Here is a 23,578-nt window from a genome sequence, read left to right as displayed (position 1 = left end):
AAAGGCCACCTTACGGTAGCCATTTTTATTTGGTGGAGCCTAGGAGGATCGAACTCCTGACCTCTTCGCTGCCAGCGAAGCGCTCTCCCAGCTGAGCTAAGGCCCCATCAGAGCAAGCAGGATATTAATCAAACCGAACAGCCCTTGCAACTGATAATCTCTCAAGAGTGCGAGAGTGATAATAATTTTCATTCTGAAATAAATTCACAATATGAAATATTCACTATTTGAAAAACTTACTGCATCATGAAAAATACACTAAGTTGATGACAATATTATTGAGAAGCCCAAAATGAGTGAAACTTCCGGATCAAAAATACAGGTAATCGATCGTGCTGTTCAAATCTTAGAAGCACTGGCTCGCTACTCAAAACCGGTTAAGTTAAAGATCCTTAGTGCAGAAACGGGACTTCACCCATCAACTGTTCACCGTATTTTGCACTCTCTCAGCGACAATAAATTCGTCGAAGCGAGTGGTAATGGTGAATATCGCCTTGGCCAAAAACTGATCCAACTGACAAGCGGCTTGCACTCAGAAGTCGATATTCGTGCCGTTGCCCTGCCCCACATGGAAGCACTGCGTGATAGGACCGGCGAAACGGTGAACCTGACATTGCGCGAGGGCGATGTCGTCATCTATTTCGAGAAAGCAACGCCCAATCGCATGATGCACGTTAACCAACTTATAGGCAGCCGCGCACCACTGCATGTCACAGCAGTCGGAAAGCTGATGCTAGGCCTAGGTGGCGACTCAAGTATCGATGGTTATGCAAAACGCACCAATCTTCCTGCGTACACTCGCAACACGCTTAGCGACATCGACGCCCTTAAAAAAGTCTGTCACGAATCGGTTCATCGAGGCTATTCACTAGACGATGAAGAGGCCGAAATTGGCGTGGGTTGTATTGGCGTGCTGATTTACGATCGTAACGGAAAGGTGGCTGCAGGACTCTCTGTGTCAGCCCCCATTGAACGACGTAAAGAGGAGTGGATAGCTGACCTAAAGGCAACGGGAGAGCGAATTTCTGAGCAGTTGGGGTTTAGATCTTAGTTGAGCACCAGACAGGCATTTAAACCTGTCTGGTTTTCTCATTAAACGATCGAGCGAAACTCTTTCTCCCAAGCCTTCGTCTGCTTCTTGGACGGGCCACCGACGATGTCCAACGCATGACGCAAGCGAGCACGGCTCATATCCGGACCCAGAATCGACATTGAATCTACGACAGAGACAGACTGTGACGTACCTGCAATCGCGACAAACAGCGGGAATAGGAAGTCACGGATCTTGAACTCCATCGCATCACTCAAGCCTTTTAGGCTATTAAAGAGTGAGTCACGATCCCATTCGCGCTGCTGATCAAGATGCCATACTGCAAATTGCAGAATACGACGAACATCTTCCTCTTGAAGCGACTTATGAGCAAAACTCTCTAAGGTGATTGGCATCATGCCCGACAGGAAGAAACTCGCTAAAGGTGCCACATCAGAGAACTTCTCAACACGTGGTTGGATCAGTGGAATAATCTGCATCAGATACTCTGGATTAAGTGCCCACTTCTGGAACTCAGCGGCAAATGCAGCAGGATCCAACTCTTCACGAATCCATAGGCCGTTCAACCAGCTCAGCTTCTCCTGATCGAAAACAGGACCACCGAGTGATACACGCTGGATATCGAAGTTTTCGAACATCTGATCACGAGTGAACTTCTCAGACTCGTCTGGCATCGACCAACCCATACGGCCAAGGTAGTTCAACAACGCTTCTGGTAGGTAACCCATGCGTTTGTAGAACAGGATCGAAGTTGGGTTCTTGCGCTTGGAGAGCTTTGACTTATCAGGGTTACGCAACAACGGCATGTGGCAAAGCTGAGGCATATCCCAGCCAAAGTACTGGTATAGCAACTTGTGCTTAGGCGCCGAGTTAATCCACTCCTCACCACGAATCACGTGCGTGATCTCCATTAAGTGATCATCAACTACGTTCGCTAAATGATAGGTTGGCATGCCATCAGATTTCAGAAGAATCTGCGCGTCTACTAAAGCCCAGTCAAGCTCAATGGTACCGCGAAGCATGTCATCAACTTCACACACACCGTCAACAGGCACCTTCATACGAACAACGAATGGCGCACCCGCAGCCTGACGTTTCTCAACCTCATCTGCAGGTAGAGCCAAATCACACTCTTTAAGCGCACGGTTAATGCCCTGCTCTTTTAGAGATGCACGTAGCTGATCAAGCTCCTCTCCGGTACGGTAACAGATGAAGGCATTACCCTCTTCAACAAGACGCATCGCAAAGTCTTTGTAGGCATCTTTTCGCTCAGACTGACGGTAAGGACCGTGCGGACCACCCACATCTGGACCCTCATCCCATTCCAAACCTAACCAGCGCATAGAGTCGAGGATTGCCTGCTCAGACTCAGGCGTTGAACGAGTCTGATCGGTATCTTCGATTCGCAGAATAAATTGGCCGCCATGCTGGCGAGCAAAGGCAAGGTTAAACAGTGCGATGTAGGCAGTACCTACGTGTGGATCGCCTGTTGGAGATGGAGCAACACGTGTACGAACGGTCATAAACTTAATAGATCCGAAAATTAATAATGGCGTGAATTATAAAGAACTGTTGTCTGATCTTAAACCGACATTTCAGCTCTTCGCGGCCTCTTCAAACTGCGCGATGGCTGCTTCCGTCATCTCATCACTCAATAGATCATTCAGCAAGGCACCCGGAATCGTAAAGCAACGATGACCGAGCGTGACCAAATGCTCGAACTGATCGATCGAGCGCAGGCTTGCGACTAGGATCTTTGTATTCTGGCAGGCAGCGCGCAAGCCAGCTAAGATAACTTCCACATCACGATTCGACTCAGCCAATCGGGCATAATAAGGCGCAGCATAAGCAGCGCCTAGGCGTTCTGCTGCAGCTCCTAAATGGACTGAGTAGACACCGGTAATGGTCGTACGCTCAGGCACGGCTAATTGGGTTGCCAGAGCGAAGCCTTTTTCATTGGCTGGGATTTTGACGAGGGTGTTATCACTGATCGAAAGAATCTTCTCCGCCATTGCTTCCCAATCATCACCAAACACCTGTAGCTGAAGGTGGTTAAACCCTAGATCCATCGCTTGATCAAGCAGCGCTTTATAGGTGTCGATTGAGCAGTGCAGACCGGCTCTCTGAATAAGAAGTGGATTGGTCGTAACGGCCGAAAATAGGCCAGTTGGTGATACTCTCTTCCAATCTTTTACGTCAGCACTATCAAGCAACCATTCCATGAGGTTAAAATCCACTTATAAAACTAAAGTTTGACATTATAGAGCGTTATAACGCTCTACTTAAGGAGTTTTGATGTTTTTGTGTTGCGGCGATGCCTTGTATGACGTTTTCCCTGGCGATTCTGCCTCTACTGGTCAGGTGACATTAAATGCGACGGTGGGTGGATCCCCCCTGAATGTCGCTATCGGCCTAGCACGCATGGGCAACCCTACCGGTTATTTAACCGCAAACTCCAACGATCCATTGGGTCAAAAATTGGCGGGGCACCTTGCTGCTAACGGCGTAGAGACTAAGTTCTTAGCCAGTAGCGATCTCAACACGTCACTGGCGATGATCGCTCTCAACGAAAATGGCCACCCTGCCTACTCTTTTTACATCGATGGTTGTGCAGATGTCTCTTTAACTCAAGAGCAGTGCCCAGATCCCTCTCTGTTTACAGCCATCTCGTTAGGCTCCTACAGCACGGTTGTTGAACCGGGTGCAAGCACACTGGAGTGGTTTGCCAGTGAGGCACGTAACGCGGGTGCGTTAATTGCTTATGACCCGAATGTACGCCCAAGCATTCAACCAGACCCCGCTGTATGGCAGGCAAAGATTGATCGTTTAGGCAAAATCGCTCACGTAATGAAGATGTCCGATGAGGATATCGAGTTCTTATCACCTGGCAGTTCCATCGAAGATTACGCTAAAGCGTGTTTGGCTTTAGGCCCACGCTGGGTGTTTGTTACTCAGGGTGGTGACGGAGCGCATGCTTTTGGAGCCAAAGGAGAGTACTTCCACTCACCGGCACCAAAGATTACCGTTAAAGATACCGTTGGGGCAGGTGATACCTTCCAGGCTGGATTAATTCACGAAATATTCCAACAAGGTGGCCCTGATAATCTGGATAACCTTGATGCGGCAAAACTGATAAAATTTGCAGCCCATGCTGCGGCAGTAACCTGTGAGCGAAATGGTGGTGATTTGCCAATGCTTGCCGATATTTCAGCGCGTTTTGGTGATTTGAGTTAACCGATGTTGGAGCGGTCTTGAAAAGGCCGCGATTCTTGCAAGTCTGATCGCCTCATCTTCGATAAGGCTCCAACAGATACAGCGAAATTATTTTGAGTAATAAAAGCTTTTCCCGCAAATTTTCAGTCGCTCCCATGATGGATTGGACGACGCGTGATTGTCGTTTCTTTCATCGCCTGATGTCTCGCCATACTTTGCTGTATACCGAAATGGTGACGACGGGTGCACTGATTCATAACGACCCTGCTCGCTGGTTGGACTATAACGCCGAGGAACACCCGCTTGCTCTGCAGCTTGGAGGTAGTAATCCTGAGGATCTCGCTAAGTGCACAAAGTTTGCCGAAGAGTGGGGTTACGATGAGGTGAACCTTAATGTGGGCTGCCCGTCGGATCGTGTCCAGAACAATATGATCGGTGCCTGCTTAATGGCACACCCTCAATTAGTTAAAGAGTGTTTGGGCGAGATGCAGGCAGCGGTATCAATCCCAGTGACCGTTAAACACCGTTTAGGCATAGATGATCTCGACAGCTACGAGCTGCTAGAGCAGTTTGTTGAGACGGTTGCTGAAAGCGGTATCAACAGCTTCACCATCCACGCTCGTAAAGCCATTCTGGATGGCTTAAGCCCTAAACAGAACCGCGAAGTACCACCGCTTATCTACGACAATGTCTATAAGATCAAACAGCGGTTTCCAGAGTTAGAGGTTGTGATCAACGGTGGCATCAAAACACTGGATGAGTGCGAAGAGCACCTGCAGCATGTAGATGGTGTGATGATTGGGCGTGAAGCTTACCAAAACCCCTACCCGCTTCTTAGCCAAGTAGACTCAAGACTCTTTGGTGAAACTGGCACACCGCTTGCTAGAACCGAAGTGGCAGAGCAGTTCATCCCTTACATTGAACGGGCCATGGCCAATGGCCATTCGCTCTATGGTGTGGTGAAACATTTGCTAGGACTATTTCATGGCGAGCGCGGTGGTAAACAATTTAGACGCCATCTCAGTGAAAACGGACATAAACGCGAAGCGGGTGTTGAAACCTTCCGCGAAGCTCTTAAATTTGTAACAGAGTAACGATACTCTAAGTCGATTAGCTACAAGGACGAGATAGATGAATCAACTAGACCAACTTAAATCCATGACCACCGTCGTTGCCGACACTGGTGACATTGATGCTATTCGACAGTTCACGCCACAGGATGCGACCACCAACCCCTCACTGCTTCTAAAAGCGAGTGAAGATCCTAAGTACGCTCACCTGCTAGAACAGTCGATCAACTGGGCTAAAGTACAGGGCGGAAGTGACAGTGAGCAGCTGGCTAACATGACCGACCACCTCGCAGTTTTGATTGGTAGTGAGATCACTAAAATTGTACCGGGCTACATCTCTACCGAGGTTGATGCACGCTTCTCTTTCGATACTCAAGCGACACTTAAAAAGGCCTACCGTCTGATTGAGCTTTATGAAGCGCAGGGCATTAGCAAAGACCGTGTGCTAATTAAGATTGCTTCAACTTGGGAAGGCATCCAAGCCGCTCGTGAACTCGAGAAGAACGGCATCCGTTGTAACCTGACGCTGTTATTCGGATTTGCTCAGGCACAGGCTTGTGCCGATGCTGGTGCTTACCTGATTTCACCTTTTGTCGGTCGTATTTTGGACTGGTACAAAAAGCAGACTCCTGACGCTGATTTCACTGGTGATAATGACCCTGGCGTGCAGTCAGTGACGCGTATCTACAACTACTACAAAGCGAATGGCTACGACACCGTTGTGATGGGCGCCAGCTTCCGCAATACCGGCGAGATCATCTCTTTAGCGGGTTGTGATCGTCTCACCATTGGTCCAAGCCTACTTGAAGAGCTAGCTGCTGCGACAGGTTCTATCGAACAGCGTCTCGTTGCAGCGAATGCTAGCAGCAAGGATGCCAAAGTGGGCCCAACCGAATCAGCGTTCCGTTGGGGCATGAACGAAGACGCTATGGCGACTGAAAAGCTGTCAGAGGGTATTCGTAACTTCGCGATCGATCAGGTTAAGTTAGAGAAGCTGTTGGCTTCAAAAGCCTAAGGGTTGGAGCGGTCTTGAAAAGGCCGCGATTCATTCCAATTCCAATCGCCTCATCTTCGATAAGGCTCCAACAACCTGTTGAAGCGGTCTTTCAAAGGCCGCGATGATATTTTAGGCTACTCTGAAATTGGCTTCATCAACCTCTCTGAGCGCCAAACTCTGACGACTGTAATCCAATTTTCTGTGATTCGATAAACGACTCGATATGGAGGACGGATGAGCTCCCTCAGTGTATCGACTTGGAACTCAGGAACAACTCGCCCCATTTTAGGGTTTTCTAACACCAACTCCATTGCGTGAATAAGATCACCCACTATCTCTTCGCCTCTCACCTCTAAACCTTCAGATTTGAAGTGTTCCAATATCTCTTTTAGATCCGTTCGAGCTGAGTGAGTGAATTTGATCTGCACGATTTAGATCCCGAGATCCGCTTTAAGCTCATCGAGGGTTAGAGTTTTCTCCTGCTTTTCTTCCAACAAACCTTTAGCGACGGCTTTAACAAACTCTAACTGATCACTCTGCTCTTCAAACTCAGCTAAGCTTTGAATAACAGCAACACCACGACCGCGACTGGTTAACAGAACAGGACGTTTGGCTGTTTGTGTATGTGTGACCACTTTTCCTGGATTAACCTTTAAATCCTTCAGCGGGACGATATCTTCTGAGAAACGCATTAAGAAACCTTTTAGCTGGACCTGTTAATAGAACCTTTATACTAGACATTAGTTTTTGATTCTGCAATTCGTTAGAGGAAGCTCGCTAAAGCTGGGATCACTCTAGATCTAATCGCTGCATCTGCGATAAAACTAAAACCACCTGTTGGAGCGGTCTTATAAAGGCCGCGATTTATTTTATTAGATTTTCTATCGCCTCATCTTCGATAAGGCTCCAACGTAGTCGTAGATAGACTCAAAAGTTGGGGGCGATTAAACTGAGTGCATGAAATTAAATGCAGATTTAGGCGAACGCGTTAACGGTAAACTGCTTGGCATGGATGCTGAGCTTATGCCGCTGCTTGATCAGGCTAATATCGCTTGCGGCGTGCATGCTGGCGATCTGAAGACCATGCGCGACACCCTGCGACTCGCAAAAGAGTACGGCGTCGAAGTAGGCGCACACCCCTCCTACCCTGACTCTGAAAACTTTGGTCGGACCTCTATGACTCTGCCTAGGGAAGAGTTGATTGAGGTGATCACCCATCAGGTCGATACCCTCAGTCAGATAGCTGAAGAGGAGCAATACCCGATTCACTACGTGAAGCCACACGGTGCACTTTATAACGATATGATGGCTGATAGTGAGCTGTTTGATACTGTTTTGGATGCTATCAAGCGCTGCTCAAAACCACTCAAACTGATGCTATTAGCCAACGACAAACACACTGAGTTTTCGGCTTTGGCCGATCGTAAAAAGGTTGAACTGATCTTTGAAGCCTTTGCCGATCGCGCTTACACTGACCAAGGTCAGTTGGTCTCCAGAGGCCAAGCCCATGCGGTCCATGCGGCGTCTGATGCAATTAATCAAGTGCTTCGATTAGTTGAGGAAGGGGTTATCCTGTCTGAAAACAGCCACCCTTTAATCTTCCCTGTCGAATCAATCTGCGTGCATGGTGATAATCCAGAGGCGCTTAAGGTTGTGCAACAGATTCGAGCGCTAATCTAATGGCACAGTGGCGATTTGAGACCGCCTCAGAGTGCGCCATCATGATCTACTTTGATGGTGAGCTGAGTGTTTCATTAAATGAGTCTGTTGGGCAGCTCAACTCACTACTTATAGAGCGACTAGCGCCTATTCTTATCGATTTGGTTCCATCCTATAGCTCTATTTTGCTGAGCTATGATGTCTGTAAAATAAGTGAGTCCGAGCTCAAACAGGCTCTAATCCTTCTGCAACAGGAGCCTTTAGAAGCCGGTCAATCGATTAACCCATCATTGGTCCACCTGCCGGTCTGGTACTCTGAAGAGGTCGGTCAGGATCTAGAGCGTGTGGCACAACAGTCCCGCCTGGAAGTTGATCAGGTGATTAAGATCCACAGCGGTACTGACTACCGAGCCTTTGCACTGGGGTTTGCTCCTGGGTTTGCTTATCTAGGCGAAGTAGACCAACGCATCGCAACTCCAAGACTGGAAACGCCAAGAGTCTCTGTACCTGCTGGGTCTGTTGCCATCGCCGATCAACAGACGGCTGTCTACCCTGCTGCGTCACCGGGTGGCTGGAATATTATTGGTCAATGTCCGGTTGAGCTGTTTAATCCAACTCAAGCACCCTACTCTCTGATTCAGCCTGCCGATCGGGTTCGATTTGTCTCCGTCAATCAGGATACATTTGAGCGGATCAAACAGTGCCCAGAACACTGGTCTCTGTCGGAGGGCAGCTGTGTCTAGCTGGACGATCACTAAGGTACTCGGTCAGGTTACCATTCAAGATAACGGACGAACCGGATTTGCTCATTTAGGGATAACCGAATCAGGCGCGGCCGATAAGTGGGCGATGCGCTGTGCCAATGCTTTGGTGGGTAATGCGGAATCTGAACCTCTGTTAGAGATCACGCTGGGTGGTTTTGCGTTTACCAGTGGTTGTGAGGTCAGTCTGGCCGTCACCGGCGCAAAAGCACCCCTCTTTCTTAACGACATTCCAGTAGACCAGTATCAGACCATTGAACTGCACAAAGGTGATCGGTTTGAAATCAAACCCGCGTCAGAGGGTGCTCGCCTCTATTTAGCGGCATCGGGTGGGTTTGATACAGAGAGACTCTTTGGCAGTGCCTCGACCTGCACCCGAGAAGGCTTGGGCAGTGAATTATCGGTTGGTGATGAGCTCACACTTTCAAAACCCACCATCACTGATTCGGTGGCTCTCTCAGTTGATCAGATTCCACAGTTTAAACGCTCGATTCGATTGGGCTTAGTGAAGGGGTTACAGAGCCACCTTTATGACTGGCAGGCTTTTGATCGTTTTTTCAAAACGCGTTTTGAAGTCTCTCCACTGGCAGATCGAATGGGTTACCGATTGATAGCCGATAACCCTATCAAGCCACCTGTAGGGGGTATTCGATCTGAGGGTATCAATCTAGGCGCCGTTCAAATCCCCGCCGATGGCCACCCCATCATTATGCTCAATGATCACCAAACGATCGGGGGATATATGAAGATCGGCTCGATCTGCCGAGCCGATCTAGCACTTCTAGCCCAAGCCACACCTGGGACCGAAGTTTTCTTCTACCCGATCTCTGTAGAGCATGCACAGCATCGCCTTAGACATCAGCTAAAACGCGTTCCTAAACTGGTTTAATTGTTGGAGCCTTATCGTAGATGAGGCAATTGCACTTAAACCGAAAACTTCGCGGCCTATTCTAGACCGCTCCAACAAGAAAACGGCTCGAGCTGTTGGAGCCTTATCGCAGATGAGGCGATTGGACTTAAACCTAGTGCTTCGCGGCCTTTGCAAGACCGCTCCAACGAGAAAGGCTAAGTGCTCCAACGAGGCAATTCATCTTCAAACCCACTTAGCATCCCAATGGCTATACTCTCGAACCGTTTTCACCAACCCTGCTCTGACAGGGTTGTAGATTATATATCTAGCAATATCTTCGATGATTTCTTCACTGCGGATAGCATGATCATAGAAACCTTGCTGCCAAATATTTCCGTGGCTGAAACGAAGATAATGCTTGCGTGATACGGATGTTTTAACTGATTGCATCAGTTTTCCCAAATCAATAGCGTCATGCCCCATCTGTAGTAACCAATGTATGTGATCTGGCATCACGACGTAGGCTAACGTGGATATTGGTTGGCTATTGATAGCATAGACCGCTGATCGGGCTAACCGAAAATCGTTAAACACTGGACGTCGGTCTTTTGTTGTCGCGATTAGATGGTAGATCTGATTAGGGATTGAGGTTCGCCCTTTGCGAAGGGCTTTGGTACCCGGTTTCATACATTCATCCTTGACTGCTATGAAACGTTTAGCTTAGATGAAATTTCTGGGTTTGCTTGATTATTTTTATCGCGGCCTATTCTAGACCGCTCCAACTAGGGAACGGGAGGAAACGTTGGAGCCTTATCGTAGATGAGGCGATAGGGACTTAAATCCAGTGCTTCGCGGCCTATTCTAGACCGCTCCAACTAGGGAACGGGAGGAAACGTTGGAGCCTTATCGTAGATGAGGCGATTGGAACTTTAACCGAGAACTTCGCGGCCTATTCTAGACCGCTCCAACTTGGGAACGGGAGGAAACGTTGGAGCCTTATCGTAGATGAGGCGATTGGAACTTTAACCGAGAACTTCGCGGCCTATTCTAGACCGCTCCAACTAGGGAACGGATCGAACTGTTGGAGCCTTATCATAGATGAGGCGATTTGGACTTAAATCGAGAGCTTCGCGGCCTTTGCAAGACTGCTATAACTGGGGAGCGGGTTTAACTGTTGGAGCCTTATCGTAGATGAGGCGATGGGACTTAAATCTGGAGCATTCGCGGCCTTTGTAAGACCGCTCCTACGGTGGAGCAGGCGTTATTTTTGGCACTCTAGGACTTCGACTAGGCCTTTGAATTCGTCTCGGTTTTTGTCGTTTAGGTCGATGAGAATGCGGTGGGCTTCGATGATTTTAGCGCGCACGGCTTCGTCGGACTCTTGAACGAAAGGCACTTCGGTCAGGTCTTTCTTACTGGTGGGTAGCTCTTCTAAAAGCAAGAAGATGTGATCGAATCCCATGGCATATAGGATTTTGGTGATATCTGGGTTGGTTGAAACGATGGTTGGACGGGGCATATCACATTTGGCGCTTTTAACGGCCAGCTTTGCGATCAGTCCAAGAGAGGTGCTGTCGATATTGGTGGTCTCGGTCAGATCGATCAATGTATGAGTGACATCATCTCGACTGAGCATTGAGCGCAGGTGTTGATCTATTGTTGAGCAGAGCGTCAGACGCACATCACCAATAAATTTAACCACATAGTGGCCATCTTGAAAGGCGAACAACAAGCCGCCATCTGTCGTTAACATCGACGTGAAACCATCATTATTGCAACATCATCAGGCAACTCCGCCTCTTCATCTACGACCCGTTTTAACAAAGTCTCTGGAGAGGGCTGTTCAGCCTGACACAACCGGAGCAGATTCTGCTCTTTCTCTTCGAGTTTGTCACCCTTTATGATCTCTAAAATACCGTCCGAAAAGAGGTAGATTGAGAAGTCAGAAGCCAATTCGCAGCTGTGCTCTTCATAGAGCGGCTCTTCAAACAGCCCCACTGGCATTCCCCGCCCTTCTAAGTAGTGCGCTTTATCGCCCTGCACTAACACCATAGAGGGGTGATGCCCACCTATACTATAGGTCAGTTTTGCGGCTTTGGTATCAACCACACCAATCAACATCGTCATGTGCTTACCAAAACTGGTCAGTAGAATCTCTTTATTGAAGTGCTCTAACAGCTGTTGTGGATTCTCCAACCGATCACTTTCGCCTTTAAAGTAGGCTCGTTGTAGGCGATTGGTCATGTTTTTCAGTAGTACTGTCACCAGTGCGGACGAGGCTCCGTGTCCTGACACATCAGCCAAATAGAATAGATACTGATCGTTTTTCAGCGGAATCAGATCGATAAAGTCACCGCTCAACAGAAGTGAGGGTCGCAACAGATATTCGCAGCTAAGCGATTCATCAAGCGATTGATGAGTAGGCGGCAGCAGTCGCTGCTGAATTTGCGCAGCCGCATCCTGATCGGCTTTTAGCTCTTCTAAACTCTGGCTCAGTGAATCTCTTAAGTAGCGCGCCGATTCAATCGCGATGGCACGGTCTAGTTGGCGATCTAATGAGCGCACCAGACTTAACGGGTCATTGCGCACTTCATCAAGACTGAACACACCATCGGCCCCATTACGAAGGGCTCGCACGAGCGTGTTTTGTTCAAGCTGAGAGATAAATGCGATGGTCGGTTTTGGACTGACTCGTTGCGCTAATTCACTGAGTTGCTGAGTTTCAGGAAAGGAGTGGAAATCGAAAAAGAGAAGCGAGGTAGAGTGGTGTTCTAGATAATCTTCGACGGCATCGAGTGTCGCGCAGGTGGCCAATCTAAGACCATCCACCTGGCTCAATTCACAAAGATCAAAAATAGCATCTATGGTCTCGGTATCCGAGGAGTAGATTAAAATTCGAGTCTCTTGTGAATCCATCGCAGGTTTCGTCAAACAAGTAGCAACATATTAAGTACCGAGACTACTCCTGCGAAGGTGTGAAGTAAACTGCTGTTAGAAGTCGTCTGCGTTGTACTCTACACGACCATCATTGACTTCGAATTCACGCTTCTGCAGGTAGGCATCTCGAATGAACGTGTAACGATCACCCGTAACAACCCCTTCACGATCAAGCAACGACGCACGCTTATCAACCACTTTCAGCGCTTTTAAGCCGTAGCGTAGCTCATCAGACTCAACCTGGTTCAGTGGGTCTAGGTACATATCGGGAATAATACCTACCCCATCACGAACAGTGGAAGGTCCAAACAGAGGCAGAACAAGGTAAGGGCCTGATTCAACACCCCATGCACCTAAGGTTTGTCCAAAGTCTTCATCGTTTTTAGGAATATCCATGGCTGATGCCACATCAAACAGACCACCAATACCGATGGTGGTGTTGATGAGAACGCGCGATAGATCCTGGGTTGCTTCAACGGGTTTAAGCTGAAGAACGTTATTAAAGAAGGTGACCACATCACGCAGATTATCAAAGAAGTTACTGACGCCCTGCTCGGCCACATCTGGCATGATAAAACGGTAACCTTGAGCAACCGGCTTAAGAATGGCGCGATCTAGGGATTCATTAAAGTTGAAGACACCACGGTTAAAGCCTTCCCAAGGGTCATTTAACTCCGAATCTTGAGCCACTGCTGTGACCGAATTGAGTGACAGACTCAGTACAAAAAGAGCCAACAACTTATTTAAAACGTTCATTAAAAACTACCTAATTATCCGTTAGCGCCTAACCAATGATTTATGAAGTATAGGCCAAGAATTCTTTAATGGATCTATTATCCAGAAACTTCTGTGAACCTCTGCTTAAGACGCTTCTCAGAAATTTTAAATTCTGTGCCAAGCTCTTGAGCAAACAGTGAGACTCGGTACTCTTCGATCCACCACTTAAAGTCGATCAACTCGCTACCCACTTCGCCAGTATCACGCGCTTTGGCAACGGCTGCTTCATACTGTTGTTGCCATTTAACCAGCTCATCCGACCACAAAACCTGCTGGCGTAGGGTTCTTTGGTACTTATCTAATCGCACTTCAATCGCTTTGAGGTAGCGCGGTAGATGTGCCAGCCACTGCGGTGGCGTCTCGGTGAGGTAGGTTTTATCAATCAATCGATCAAGTTGCGCACGAATGTCATTCAGTACCGGTACCGTCTCTAATGAGACCTTACCGTTCAACGTCTTCGATATGCGATGTACGCGTTGATGAAGTTCTATGACAAAGGCTGCAATAGTTTTGGCCTGTTCATGCAGATCGGCTCTCACCCGATCTCGCATCTGGCTAAACTCCGACTCACTGGTAGGAAGATTGTCCTGATCGATCAGGCTCAGTGCCGCGGCCATAATGATCTGCTCTTGCAGGAAGCGTTCATTATATTTTTTACCCGCCTGCAGAATCGCTTGCGCCAAATTAGGCAGGCTTTTACGAATATCTTTAACCTGAGTTTGCAGAGATATCAGCACCAAACGTGCCACACCTCGATGTGACTGGCGTTGTGCATCCAAGGGCTGGCTCAATAAGGTCAGCTCGACATTCTCACCCTTATCGATCAGTGCAGGGTAGGCTTCCACTTCGATACCGCCAGCATGTTTAACGGTTTTCTGTTTATCGAGTTTGCCAAAACTCCACTCCGTTAACTCTGTCTCACCCCAACTCTGTTTAGGTGCTTGCTGAATCGCTGTCTGTGCCGCATCACCGAGCTTACGTTGTAGCTCGGACCAATCACGCCCCTGCCCTAATAGGTTACCCTGCTCATCGATTACGCGAATATTGGCTTGATGAATCGGCTCAAGCTGCACACTTTTCAGCTGATCCACCTGAACACGGTGCCCAGTCAGACGCAGCAGTTGCAGTGACACCGCCTCAAACAGATCGCCATCACCAAATGCCAGCTTCTCCATTAACTCGGTGACGTAGTTAGGGATCGGCACAAACTGTTTACGCTCAGCCTTAGGCAGGCCACGTAGCAACGCCTCAAGCTTGGCGGCCAACATACCCGGTACCAGCCAGGCTAGACGTTCAGTACTGAGCCTTGGCAGCAGTGGCAGAGGGCAATCAATACTCAAGCCATCATCGACCGCGCCTAACTCAAATTTGTAGCTCAGCTTTAAAGGCGCACCCTCGATCAACAATACTTCTGGGTACTGTTCATCTCGAACATGATCTGCCGAGCGTTGCAGCACATCCTGCTCGGTCAAAAAGAGCAGCTTAGGGGAGGCCTGTTCTGCTTTTTTGCGCCAAGATTCAAACCCAGCTCCGTTGACGATATCTGATCCCGCGTGTTGATCCAGACGCTCTAAGTAGAACTGAAACAGTGTCTCTTCATCGACCAACAGATCGCGTCGGCGCGACTTATCCTCAAGCGCGGCAACGGACTCTAAAAGATCTCGATTGTGTTGGAAAAACGGCGCCTTAGTCTGATATTCACCCTCGACCAGTGCACTTCGAATGAAAATTTCATGGGAGACTTCGCGATCGATCGGACCATAGTGCACCTTACGTTTAGGCACAATAACTAGGCCGTAAAGTCTGACCTGCTCACTGGCCACTACCTGAGCACGTTTTTTCTCCCAATGCGGCTCTAAGTAGCTACGTTTGATGAGGTGCTTAGCCAAGGGCTCAACCCACTCTGGGTTAATCTCGGCAAGGGTATGAGCAAACAGCTGACTGGTCTCAATCATCTCTGCAGCGACCACCCACTTCGGTGCCTGCTTAAATACGCCTGAGCCAGGGAATATTTTAAAGCGGCGGTTACGCGCACCAAGATACTCACCACGCTCCTGCTTGAAACCGAGGTGTCCCAAGAAACCCGAGATAATTGCTCGATGAACCTGATCGTAACTGGCCGGTTCACTGTTCTCTTTCAGATCAAGCGACTTGATGCTCAGATGCAGCTGTCGATGCAGATCTCGCCACTCTCGCATTCTTAGGTAGCTAAGGTAGTGTTTAGTACACCACTTGCGCAGTTGATTCTGGCTCAGCTCAAGGCGTTGCTCCTCAAAGGCATTCCACAAATTAATCAGAGTGATGAAATCGGACTTCTCGTCATGGAACAACTTGTGTTTTTCATCGGCTGCTTGGCGCTTATTCTGCGGACGCTCGCGAGGGTCTTGGACACTCAGTGCACTGGTAACGATCAATATCTCACGCAGTGAGTGCTGACGACCCGCTTCAACAATAATACGTGCAATCCTTGGGTCGACAGGCAAGCGCGCCAGCTGTTTACCCAAATTGGTGATTGAACGCTTTGCATCGACCGCTTGCAGTTCTTCAAGCAGTTTATAACCATCATTGATGAAGCGTTTATCGGGTGGATCGATAAAGGGAAAACGATCAATATCACCCAATCGAAGTTGCAGCATCTGCAGAATAACGGAGGCGAGATTGGTTCTACGAATTTCCGCATCGGTGAACTCAGGACGAGAGAGAAAATCCTCTTCCGAGTAGAGTCGAATGCAGGTGCCGGGAGCTACTCGCCCACAGCGACCTGCACGCTGGTTGGCGCTCGCTTGTGACACTGGCTCAATCGGTAAGCGCTGTACCTTAGATCGATAACTGTAGCGCGACATGCGAACCAGACCGGGGTCAATGACATAACGAATCCCCGGCACTGTCACGGAGGTCTCTGCCACGTTGGTGGCTAAGACGATACGACGCCCTGCTGAGCGACCCGAGGTAAAGACCTTGTTCTGTTCCGCTAACGACAGCCTTGCATAGAGCGGCATAATCTCGACATCTCTGAGATCAGCCCTGCGCAATTTCTCTGCACTCTCTCGAATCTCTCGTTCACCCGGTAAGAAGATCAGAATGTCGCCAGGCATACCACTCGGTTTAGCTCTGTCGATGGCAATGAGTTCATCGACAGCGTTGAGAATGCCCTGCTGAATATCACCACTCGCCTCATCATCCTCATCCGTGGATTCGTTCAATGGGCGGTAGAGTGTCTCTACCGGGAAGGTTCTTCCGGAGACCTCTATCACAGGTGCATCACCAAAGTGTTTCGAGAAACGCTGCACATCGATGGTTGCAGAGGTAATGATCAACTTAAGATCGGGGCGTTTAGGCAAAATTCGTTTGAAGTAGCCCAATAAGAAGTCGATATTGAGGCTGCGCTCATGCGCCTCATCGATGATGATGACTTCGTATTTGTTCAGGTATCGATCGTGCTGAGTTTCGGCCAGAAGGATACCGTCCGTCATCAGTTTAATCTGAGTCTCTTCGCCAATCTGATCGTGGAATCGAACTTGATAACCGACTCTAGAGCCCAGTTCAGTTTTCAACTCTTCAGCAATGCGACTGGCAACCGTGCGCGCGGCTAATCGTCGTGGCTGTGTATGTCCAATCAACCCTTTACAGCCTAACCCCAACTCTAGGCAGAGTTTTGGCAACTGGGTCGTTTTACCGGACCCGGTTTCACCTGCGACCACCACCACTTGGTTATGCTGGATTGCATCGAGTATCTCTTGGCGTGCACCCGTCACCGGCAGGTCTGGGTAGTCGATCGGTAGCAGAGCTTTTTCGGTCTTCTGCGCCACTATCGCTTCCGATCGCTCTATGCGTTCAACCGCCTTTTGCAGTGCCGTTTCATCGATTTCTGCTGCCTCGGAGAGTCGTTCCAATGCACGACGAATAGGGTATTGGTCGCGTATTTGGCAACGCTCGAGGCGGTCAATAAACGGTTTTAATGTCGGATGCACAATGGGACTCATAATTTTTGATAGCCGCGAATTTTACCCAACTGGTAAAAAGGCTGCCAGAGAAGCGATTAAATAGTTGGTTTGGCCCAAGGGTTAGGGTTAATCAACCAGTCCCGATCGTAATACTCGACCGACAGAGCTATGGGGCAGAGCCCGTCTCAGCTCAATAAGATGTGGGACTTTATAGGCCGTTAAACGTTGACGACAGTAGTTACGGATCATTTTCTGCGTCAAACGACGGTTGTTGGTCACTACGAATAGACGGAGCTTGATTTCGCCATCCTCCTGATAACTGCCGAAGGCACAATCGGTGATGTCAGGGTGCTGGGAGATGAGCGCTTCGACTTCAGAGGGGTAAATCTTAAAGTTTCCAACCAGTGAGATGACATCAGACTGGCGCTCAATCATATGCAGTGAACCATCTGGGTCCACACGTCCTATATCACCTGTCCTAAACCAACCTTGCTCAAACTGGGTGTCAACTTGACCGGCATACCCCAACATCACTTGGGGGCCTCTAATGCAGATCTCTCCTGCACTGCCTTGAGGCAGTTCACTGCCAGACTCATCTTGAATACGTACCTCAGTCTCTTGCAGGGGTCGACCGACTGCGCCGGTCACGAACCTGCCACTCGAGTCCAGCGTCACAACGGGTGAACACTCGGTTAGGCCATAGCCCTGCGAGATAACGCAGTGAGTGATCGCTTGCCATTGATCACCAATGGCTTGATTGAGTGGTGCACCACCTGACAGAGTGCATTTGAGCATTGAGAAGTCGAGTTGAGGAAAGAGCGGATGCTGTACTAAGCCCATAAAGAGTGGAGCCACACCGGCAAACAGGGTCGGGCGAAAACGATCAAACAGCTCTGCAATCTGATTGATCTCTTTGACATCCGATGCCATCTCAACCACCCCACCCTGACACCAGGTCATTAAACAGATCATTGAGGGGTAGCTATGATAGATCGGCAAGGGCATCAGTAATCTTTGCGGGCCAGAGATACCGATATCTACAAGCCGATGATTTAACTGCCCAACATTACTGAGCAGGTTTCTGTGACTCAATTGCACCGCTTTTGCCTGCCCCGTGGTAGCGCTGGTCAGCTGTATCATTGCCACCTCATCCACCTCTGATCGTGCACTGAGCATCAAGGAGTCTGAGTGATAGACAATCGCTTCACGAAATTGAAAATCCGCCAAATTGGGTGAGCGTTTGCATATATGGCGCCAAAGTCGCTTAAGTGGAAACAGAAACCAATTTGAAAAGTCTTCAGGGGAGCAGCTTACAGTGGTTAGGCCATGGCCTCGACGGACTGCTAATTCGGCTAAGTTAGAGTGTGAGTGACAGGCAATCAGTGCCTTGGCTTGCGTCAGTTTCGCGACCCGCTCTAACTCGGTGATATCAGCGGAGGTTGTCAAACAGACTGGAACCAAACCGACACGCCAAAGCGACATTAACAGCACCGGGTAGTGAGCACCATTGGGCATCTGAACAATGACTCTATCCCCTGCTGAGAGGTTTAGAACCTCGACAAACCATTGTGACACGGCGCGGCAGTGACCATTCAGCTCAGAGAAGGATAGCTTTGTATTACCCTCCCGTACGGCAGGTGCATTGGCGTATTGATTTGATAGCCATTGAGGTAGTTGCGAAAGGCTGCTTATTGAGAGGGGCAATTGAGACATCTTATTCACTGCGATAGAAGCAGGTCTCTCCCTCTTTGAATACCCGGGCTTCACCTGTCTGAATAGGCTGCCACACCTCGTTATCGGTCAGTGGCTCTGTCGCGATCACTGTGACGATATCGTTCTCCTGAGTCTCGCCCCTGAAGTCGACCGTCAAATCACAATCTTTTAGCTGAGCCACTCCAAAAGGCGCGCGCCGGGTAATCCAGTGCAATTTAGTAGTGCAGTAGGTGAAGAGCCAGTCGGAGTCACACAGCAACATATTGAAAACCCCTAGCGCACGAAGCTTATGACAGCACTGGGTAATCAATTCAAACAGAGGTTCCGTTTTTTGGGGAGGTTCTGGAAAGGCTAGTCGCACCTGATCCAACAACCAACAGAAGGCATACTCCGAATCGGTGGTACCCACTGGTTTATAAAAGCACAGAGGCCAATCAAAAATCACCGGATTCAACTGTCCGTTGTGAGCAAAGGTCCAGGTGAAACCCCAGAGTTCGCGACTGAATGGGTGGGTATTTTCTAGATTAACTGAACCTACATTGGCTTGGCGAATGTGGCTGATGACGTTCTTGCTTTTGATCGGGTAGTGACAGACCAACTGAGCAATGGGTGAGTCGACACTGGGTATCGGATCATGAAAGGCTCGCTGAGCCTTTCCTTCGTAGAAACCGATACCCCATCCATCCTTGTGCGGTCCAGTACCACCGCCACGCTGCATCAAGCCGGCGAAACTGAAACAGATATCGGTGGGTACATTAGCACTCATACCCATTAACTCACACATAGCGACTCCCTGTCTTTAAGCTAGTGGAAGTATAACTGATTAAACGACCGGGGTCTGACCTCTATTTTGGAGCTTTCCAAAACATGGAGCTTAACTGGATTGCGGATGACAGGCTAAAGCCAGTCATCCTTCTAAGTTAACTAGCAAGCTTAAAGCAGGGAACGTAACCCGCAAAATCAATCTTCATTCGACGCTGCTCAATGAATCCATTCAACAATTTATCGAGTGCAGTGATCACCTCGGGATCGCCATCTAGGATGAAAGGCCCCTTTTCCGCAACCGCTTTAACAGCAGGCTCTTTAACGTTGCCTGAAACAATACCCGACAGTGCTTTACGAAGTTCTGAGGCCAGTTCAGAGATCGGCTGATCTTTGTGCAGATTCAGCGCAGCCATATTGTCGTGAGTCGGTTCAAAAGGCAGTTGCAGCTCATAAGGTATCTGCAGCTGCCAGTTGAAGTGGTAAGCCTCACCGGACTCTTTACGCTGTTCGGTGACTCGGTTGAGGCCCTCTTTCATCAATGCAGCCACTTTCGACGGATGATCAATCACAACCTGATACAGCTTGCTGGCCTCTTCACCGAGCGTCGCTTTAACAAACTGATCGATCTGCTCGAAGTAGGCCTCGCTACCTGCAGGGCCTGTAAAGATAAAGGGCATCTCTACATTGCGATTCTGTTCTTGAAGCAAGATGCCAAGCATGTAGAGAATCTCTTCTGCTGTGCCCGCTCCGCCTGGGAATACAATGACGCCATGACCGAGTCGCACAAAAGCTTCTAGGCGTTTTTCAATGTCCGGCATGGTAATCAGTTCAGAGACAATCGGATTGGGCGATTCAGCCGCAATGATGCCGGGTTCAGTAATGCCTATGTATCTTGGGTCGCTAATGCGCTGTTTAGCGTGTGCAATGGTGGCCCCTTTCATTGGACCTTTCATAGCACCCGGGCCACAGCCGGTACAGATATTGAGGCCTCTTAAGCCCAGTTCGTAACCCACTTTTTTGGTGTAGGCGTACTCATGGCGAGCAATAGAGTGACCGCCCCAACAGACCACAATGTTGGGTTTAATGTTGGGTCTTAGCGATTTAGCGTGTCTTAAAATGTGAAATACTGTATTGGTCAGTGTTTCACCTGGCGTTAAGCCCTCACAGACATCATTAAGCTCGTCTACTACATAGACAAGGTCTCGTAACACCGAGAAAAGGTGCTCACGAATACCATCGACCAACTCACCATCCACAAAAGCCGACGCTGGTGCATTGATCAGATCCAGCTGCACACCACGGTGTTTATTGACGATGTGCACATCAAAATCTTGGTATTTCTCAAGCACTTCGGCCGTACAGTCCATCTCACTACCGCAGTTGAGTACCGCCAAAGCACATTGGCGAAATAGAGGGTATAGCCCAGAATCGCTTCGATCCCGAATACGCTCTACTTCATAGGGTGAGAGCATATCCAAACTCTCAAGAGGTTTGACACTGGCACTGACAAATAGATCGCTCATAACACTCTCCTTCGCGTAATCACGATGTCATTATTTACGTTTATACATGAAGGATAGATGACATTCAGCTAATCGGCAGAACATATTTGCCAAAGGCGAATGCATCGATTAGTTTAAAGTTATCGGTGAGTTTTTCATCGATCCCTCTCTGCTGCAGAAGGAACCGCCAATGAGCGCATCCAAGCTTTATATCCTTGATACCAACGTGCTGTTGCACGACCCTAAGTGTCTTGTCGAGTTTAAAGAGCAAGATATTGCTATTCCGATGACCGTCCTTGAAGAGCTCGATGACATCAAAGATCGGAAGAAGAACGTAGCGGCAGAAGCGCGCGCTGCGATTCGCGAAATTGATAAAATTCTGAGCAACGCCAAAGATCCTTCAGAGATTCTAGACGGTGTGCAGATTTTATTGGATGGTAAAGAGCGCGAGATCGTATTTGGTAAGCTCTCCATCTACCCTGATCATGAACTGGCTCATGACAAAGGGTTCTTGCCAGCAGACCACAATAAAGACAACCGCATCATTAACTGCGCCCTTCACTTACAGCGAGTGCTTCCTAAGCGCCAGGTGATCCTGGTCACTAAAGATTTGAATATGCGTCTTAAGGCGATGGGAGCTGGCTTAAAACGCGTTGAGGATTACCGTACCGACCAGCTCGTATCAGACATCGATCTACTCCCAGCGGGCCATCTGCATCTAGAGACCCCTTTTTGGGAGGGGGTTGATTCCGTTGAAAGCTATCACGAAAACGAGCACACCTGTCACAGAGTAGACCGCGAGGTGCTGCCAGAGACCTACCCTAATGAATATATTTGGGACGACTCGCAGGATTTTGCCGCTAAAACCAGCCGTGTCGAAGGTGACAAGGTCATCCTTCAGGATCTGGGCTACCAAAACCTGATGCAGCAAAACTGCTGGGGCATTTCACCCATCAATATTCAACAAGCCTTTGCCATGGAAGCGATGCTGGATCCTAATATTGATCTAGCCGTTCTGCTTGGATCCGCCGGTTCGGGTAAAACCTTGGTTGCCCTAGCCAGTGCTCTGGAGTTGGTTATTGAACAGCGTCGCTACAATAAAATTATTGTCACTCGCTCGACGCCACCGGTCGCTGAAGATATCGGCTTTTTACCAGGCACCGAAGAGGAGAAGATGACTCCATGGATGAGTGCGATTAACGATAACTTAGAAGCGATGCACGAACAGGACGAACGCCCGCAAAGCAGTGTTAAGTATGCGATTGAGAAGGCTAACATTCAGTTCAAGTCTCTCAACTTCATACGTGGGCGAAGCATTCAGAACGCCATTGTTTTGATTGATGAAGCCCAAAACCTAACGCCGCAACAGATGAAAACGATCCTGACTCGTTGTGGTAAAAACACCAAGATGGTCTGCCTAGGCAACTTGGCCCAGATTGATTCAAACTACCTAACAGCACTCACGTCGGGCTTAACTTACATTGTTGAACGCTTTAGAGACTACGAAGGCTCTGCCAGCGTTCACTTTGAGGGAGTCTTCCGCTCTAAACTGGCCGAATACGCCGAAGAGCATCTCTAAACATCCCGTTTTAGGGTACCAGTGCTGTGACTCCATCTGGGGTCACGGCCACTCTTTGATGACCCTCGCGATTTAGCTGCAGAAGATCAAACGAGCTGATCTTAATCTCCACCACACAGAACCAGTTCTGTTCGACAAATTCCACCAGTGGATCAATTTCTGAACCCGGTGGTAACTTGGTCGTGTAGTCCGCAACCGTCGGCCCCTCTTTGACCCTATCCCAACGTTCATCAATGGCTTCCTTGTCACTCATTAACGTCGCTAACCCTTCAGCTCGTAACTGCTGTTTTAACTGTGGATTCCAGAAGCAGAGTGAGACATTTGGATTATGTTGCAGCTGCAAAATTTTTGGTGATCGGGAGTCACTATAGAAACGCAAAAGCCAGTTATTCGATTCGATCTCTCTTAAGACAACAGAGCGTGATTGCGGTCGACCAGCATCATCCACTGTAGAGAGAGTAAACACCCTCCAAGGGTGCCCTTTTTCCACCAGCGCATCTTCAACAAATCCCCACAATTCAAGGGGTTTTAGACTTTTTAAGTCGATCATTGGATACATCCATCTGAGACATTGGTCTATCTTGAAAAACCGTCCATTTCGCCGAAGTCCAGTAACTACGTGGCTTATAGTTATCTGTCATAGCTGTATAACAAAACAGTTAGGCGATAGAGACTAGAAACCATGATGCGGCGCAATATAATTGGCACCACTGAAATATGGGTGACACATTTATCTGTTACCCACCGCCTCACTTCCAAG

Annotated in this window: 21 protein-coding genes and 1 tRNA gene; 8 read left to right on the top strand and 14 right to left on the bottom strand. The window is 48.8% G+C overall.

Annotation, left to right across the window (positions count from 1 at the left end; translation table 11 throughout):
* Positions 1–30 precede the first annotated feature (30 nt).
* Positions 31–106: transfer RNA gene (locus tag XMD564_RS01645), tRNA-Ala, on the bottom strand.
* A gap of 186 nt (positions 107–292) precedes the next feature.
* Between XMD564_RS01645 and XMD564_RS01640 the strand changes: the two genes are divergently transcribed.
* A complete protein-coding gene (locus XMD564_RS01640; RefSeq protein ID WP_173507689.1) occupies positions 293–1,051 on the top strand; it encodes an IclR family transcriptional regulator in 759 nt (252 codons plus the stop codon).
* A 41-nt stretch (positions 1,052–1,092) separates the two neighbouring features.
* On the opposite strand, the gene gltX is transcribed toward XMD564_RS01640, so the two are convergent.
* Both gltX and XMD564_RS01630 read right to left on the bottom strand, forming a co-directional pair.
* A complete protein-coding gene (gene gltX / locus XMD564_RS01635; protein ID WP_173480614.1) occupies positions 1,093–2,574 on the bottom strand; it encodes a glutamate--tRNA ligase in 1,482 nt (493 codons plus the stop codon).
* A 72-nt stretch (positions 2,575–2,646) separates the two neighbouring features.
* Complete coding sequence (locus XMD564_RS01630) at positions 2,647–3,273, bottom strand: transaldolase family protein (protein WP_173488612.1); 627 nt, start codon at positions 3,271–3,273, stop codon at positions 2,647–2,649.
* Positions 3,274–3,346: 73 nt separating this feature from the next.
* Here XMD564_RS01630 and XMD564_RS01625 point away from each other — a divergent pair, with 73 nt between their 5' ends.
* From XMD564_RS01625 to tal, 3 genes are all read left to right on the top strand, one after another.
* Complete coding sequence (locus XMD564_RS01625) at positions 3,347–4,285, top strand: carbohydrate kinase (RefSeq protein WP_173488611.1); 939 nt, start codon at positions 3,347–3,349, stop codon at positions 4,283–4,285.
* Between the two features lie 86 nt (positions 4,286–4,371).
* A complete protein-coding gene (dusA, locus tag XMD564_RS01620) occupies positions 4,372–5,358 on the top strand; it encodes a tRNA dihydrouridine(20/20a) synthase DusA (protein WP_371740241.1) in 987 nt (328 codons plus the stop codon).
* 37 nt (positions 5,359–5,395) lie between these two features.
* Complete coding sequence (gene tal / locus XMD564_RS01615; protein WP_173494667.1) at positions 5,396–6,349, top strand: transaldolase; 954 nt, start codon at positions 5,396–5,398, stop codon at positions 6,347–6,349.
* A 116-nt stretch (positions 6,350–6,465) separates the two neighbouring features.
* Here the strand turns inward: tal and XMD564_RS01610 are convergent, their stop codons facing one another.
* On the bottom strand, positions 6,466–6,759 hold the full coding sequence (locus XMD564_RS01610; RefSeq protein WP_173480609.1) for a type II toxin-antitoxin system RelE/ParE family toxin: 294 nt from the start codon (positions 6,757–6,759) through the stop codon (positions 6,466–6,468).
* A gap of 3 nt (positions 6,760–6,762) precedes the next feature.
* Positions 6,763–7,023 carry a type II toxin-antitoxin system Phd/YefM family antitoxin gene (locus XMD564_RS01605; RefSeq protein WP_173480608.1) on the bottom strand — a complete coding sequence of 87 codons (261 nt, stop codon included), beginning with the start codon at positions 7,021–7,023 and terminating at the stop codon, positions 6,763–6,765.
* Between the two features lie 265 nt (positions 7,024–7,288).
* Between XMD564_RS01605 and XMD564_RS01600 the strand changes: the two genes are divergently transcribed.
* The 3 genes from XMD564_RS01600 to XMD564_RS01590 are packed head-to-tail and all read left to right on the top strand — an operon-like array spanning position 7,289 to position 9,640.
* On the top strand, positions 7,289–8,011 hold the full coding sequence (locus XMD564_RS01600; RefSeq protein ID WP_173480607.1) for a 5-oxoprolinase subunit PxpA: 723 nt from the start codon (positions 7,289–7,291) through the stop codon (positions 8,009–8,011).
* The gene (gene pxpB, locus XMD564_RS01595; protein WP_173507688.1) at positions 8,011–8,733 is read left to right on the top strand and encodes a 5-oxoprolinase subunit PxpB; all 723 of its coding nucleotides are present in this window, start codon (positions 8,011–8,013) and stop codon (positions 8,731–8,733) included. The genes XMD564_RS01600 and pxpB overlap by 1 nt, the downstream gene beginning before the upstream one ends.
* On the top strand, positions 8,726–9,640 hold the full coding sequence (locus XMD564_RS01590) for a biotin-dependent carboxyltransferase family protein (RefSeq protein WP_173507687.1): 915 nt from the start codon (positions 8,726–8,728) through the stop codon (positions 9,638–9,640). Before pxpB ends, XMD564_RS01590 begins: the two co-directional genes overlap by 8 nt.
* Before the next feature lie 204 nt (positions 9,641–9,844).
* Here the strand turns inward: XMD564_RS01590 and XMD564_RS01585 are convergent, their stop codons facing one another.
* The 8 genes from XMD564_RS01585 to ppnN all read right to left on the bottom strand — a co-directional run bounded on the left by XMD564_RS01585 (position 9,845) and on the right by ppnN (position 21,260).
* Complete coding sequence (locus XMD564_RS01585; RefSeq protein WP_173480604.1) at positions 9,845–10,288, bottom strand: transposase; 444 nt, start codon at positions 10,286–10,288, stop codon at positions 9,845–9,847.
* A 574-nt stretch (positions 10,289–10,862) separates the two neighbouring features.
* The gene (locus tag XMD564_RS01580) at positions 10,863–11,354 is read right to left on the bottom strand and encodes an STAS domain-containing protein (RefSeq protein WP_173480603.1); all 492 of its coding nucleotides are present in this window, start codon (positions 11,352–11,354) and stop codon (positions 10,863–10,865) included.
* Positions 11,348–12,517, bottom strand: a complete 1,170-nt coding sequence (locus tag XMD564_RS01575) for a PP2C family protein-serine/threonine phosphatase (protein ID WP_173480602.1) — start codon at positions 12,515–12,517, stop codon at positions 11,348–11,350. Before XMD564_RS01575 ends, XMD564_RS01580 begins: the two co-directional genes overlap by 7 nt.
* A 75-nt stretch (positions 12,518–12,592) precedes the next feature.
* The gene (locus tag XMD564_RS01570) at positions 12,593–13,294 is read right to left on the bottom strand and encodes a VacJ family lipoprotein (protein ID WP_173480601.1); all 702 of its coding nucleotides are present in this window, start codon (positions 13,292–13,294) and stop codon (positions 12,593–12,595) included.
* Positions 13,295–13,371: 77 nt separating this feature from the next.
* Positions 13,372–17,286, bottom strand: a complete 3,915-nt coding sequence (gene hrpA / locus XMD564_RS01565) for an ATP-dependent RNA helicase HrpA (RefSeq protein WP_371740232.1) — start codon at positions 17,284–17,286, stop codon at positions 13,372–13,374.
* 99 nt (positions 17,287–17,385) lie between these two features.
* A complete protein-coding gene (locus XMD564_RS01560; protein WP_173507685.1) occupies positions 17,386–18,972 on the bottom strand; it encodes an AMP-binding protein in 1,587 nt (528 codons plus the stop codon).
* A gap of 1 nt (position 18,973) precedes the next feature.
* Positions 18,974–19,756: a class II glutamine amidotransferase gene (locus tag XMD564_RS01555; protein ID WP_173488605.1), complete on the bottom strand. Its 783-nt coding sequence runs from the start codon at positions 19,754–19,756 to the stop codon at positions 18,974–18,976.
* A gap of 136 nt (positions 19,757–19,892) precedes the next feature.
* The gene (gene ppnN, locus XMD564_RS01550) at positions 19,893–21,260 is read right to left on the bottom strand and encodes a nucleotide 5'-monophosphate nucleosidase PpnN (protein ID WP_173507684.1); all 1,368 of its coding nucleotides are present in this window, start codon (positions 21,258–21,260) and stop codon (positions 19,893–19,895) included.
* 169 nt (positions 21,261–21,429) lie between these two features.
* On the opposite strand from ppnN, the gene XMD564_RS01545 reads away from it, so the two are divergent.
* On the top strand, positions 21,430–22,818 hold the full coding sequence (locus XMD564_RS01545; protein WP_173507683.1) for a PhoH family protein: 1,389 nt from the start codon (positions 21,430–21,432) through the stop codon (positions 22,816–22,818).
* Between the two features lie 10 nt (positions 22,819–22,828).
* Here the strand turns inward: XMD564_RS01545 and XMD564_RS01540 are convergent, their stop codons facing one another.
* A complete protein-coding gene (locus XMD564_RS01540) occupies positions 22,829–23,368 on the bottom strand; it encodes a pyridoxamine 5'-phosphate oxidase family protein (protein WP_173480595.1) in 540 nt (179 codons plus the stop codon).
* Positions 23,369–23,578 lie beyond the last annotated feature (210 nt).

The organism is Marinobacterium sp. xm-d-564, from assembly GCF_013283345.1.
In the GTDB taxonomy this organism is placed as follows: Bacteria; Pseudomonadota; Gammaproteobacteria; order Pseudomonadales; family Balneatricaceae; genus Marinobacterium_E.
The sequence above is the reverse complement of the archived record's forward strand: the minus strand, read 5'-3'. Positions and strand labels throughout refer to the sequence as shown.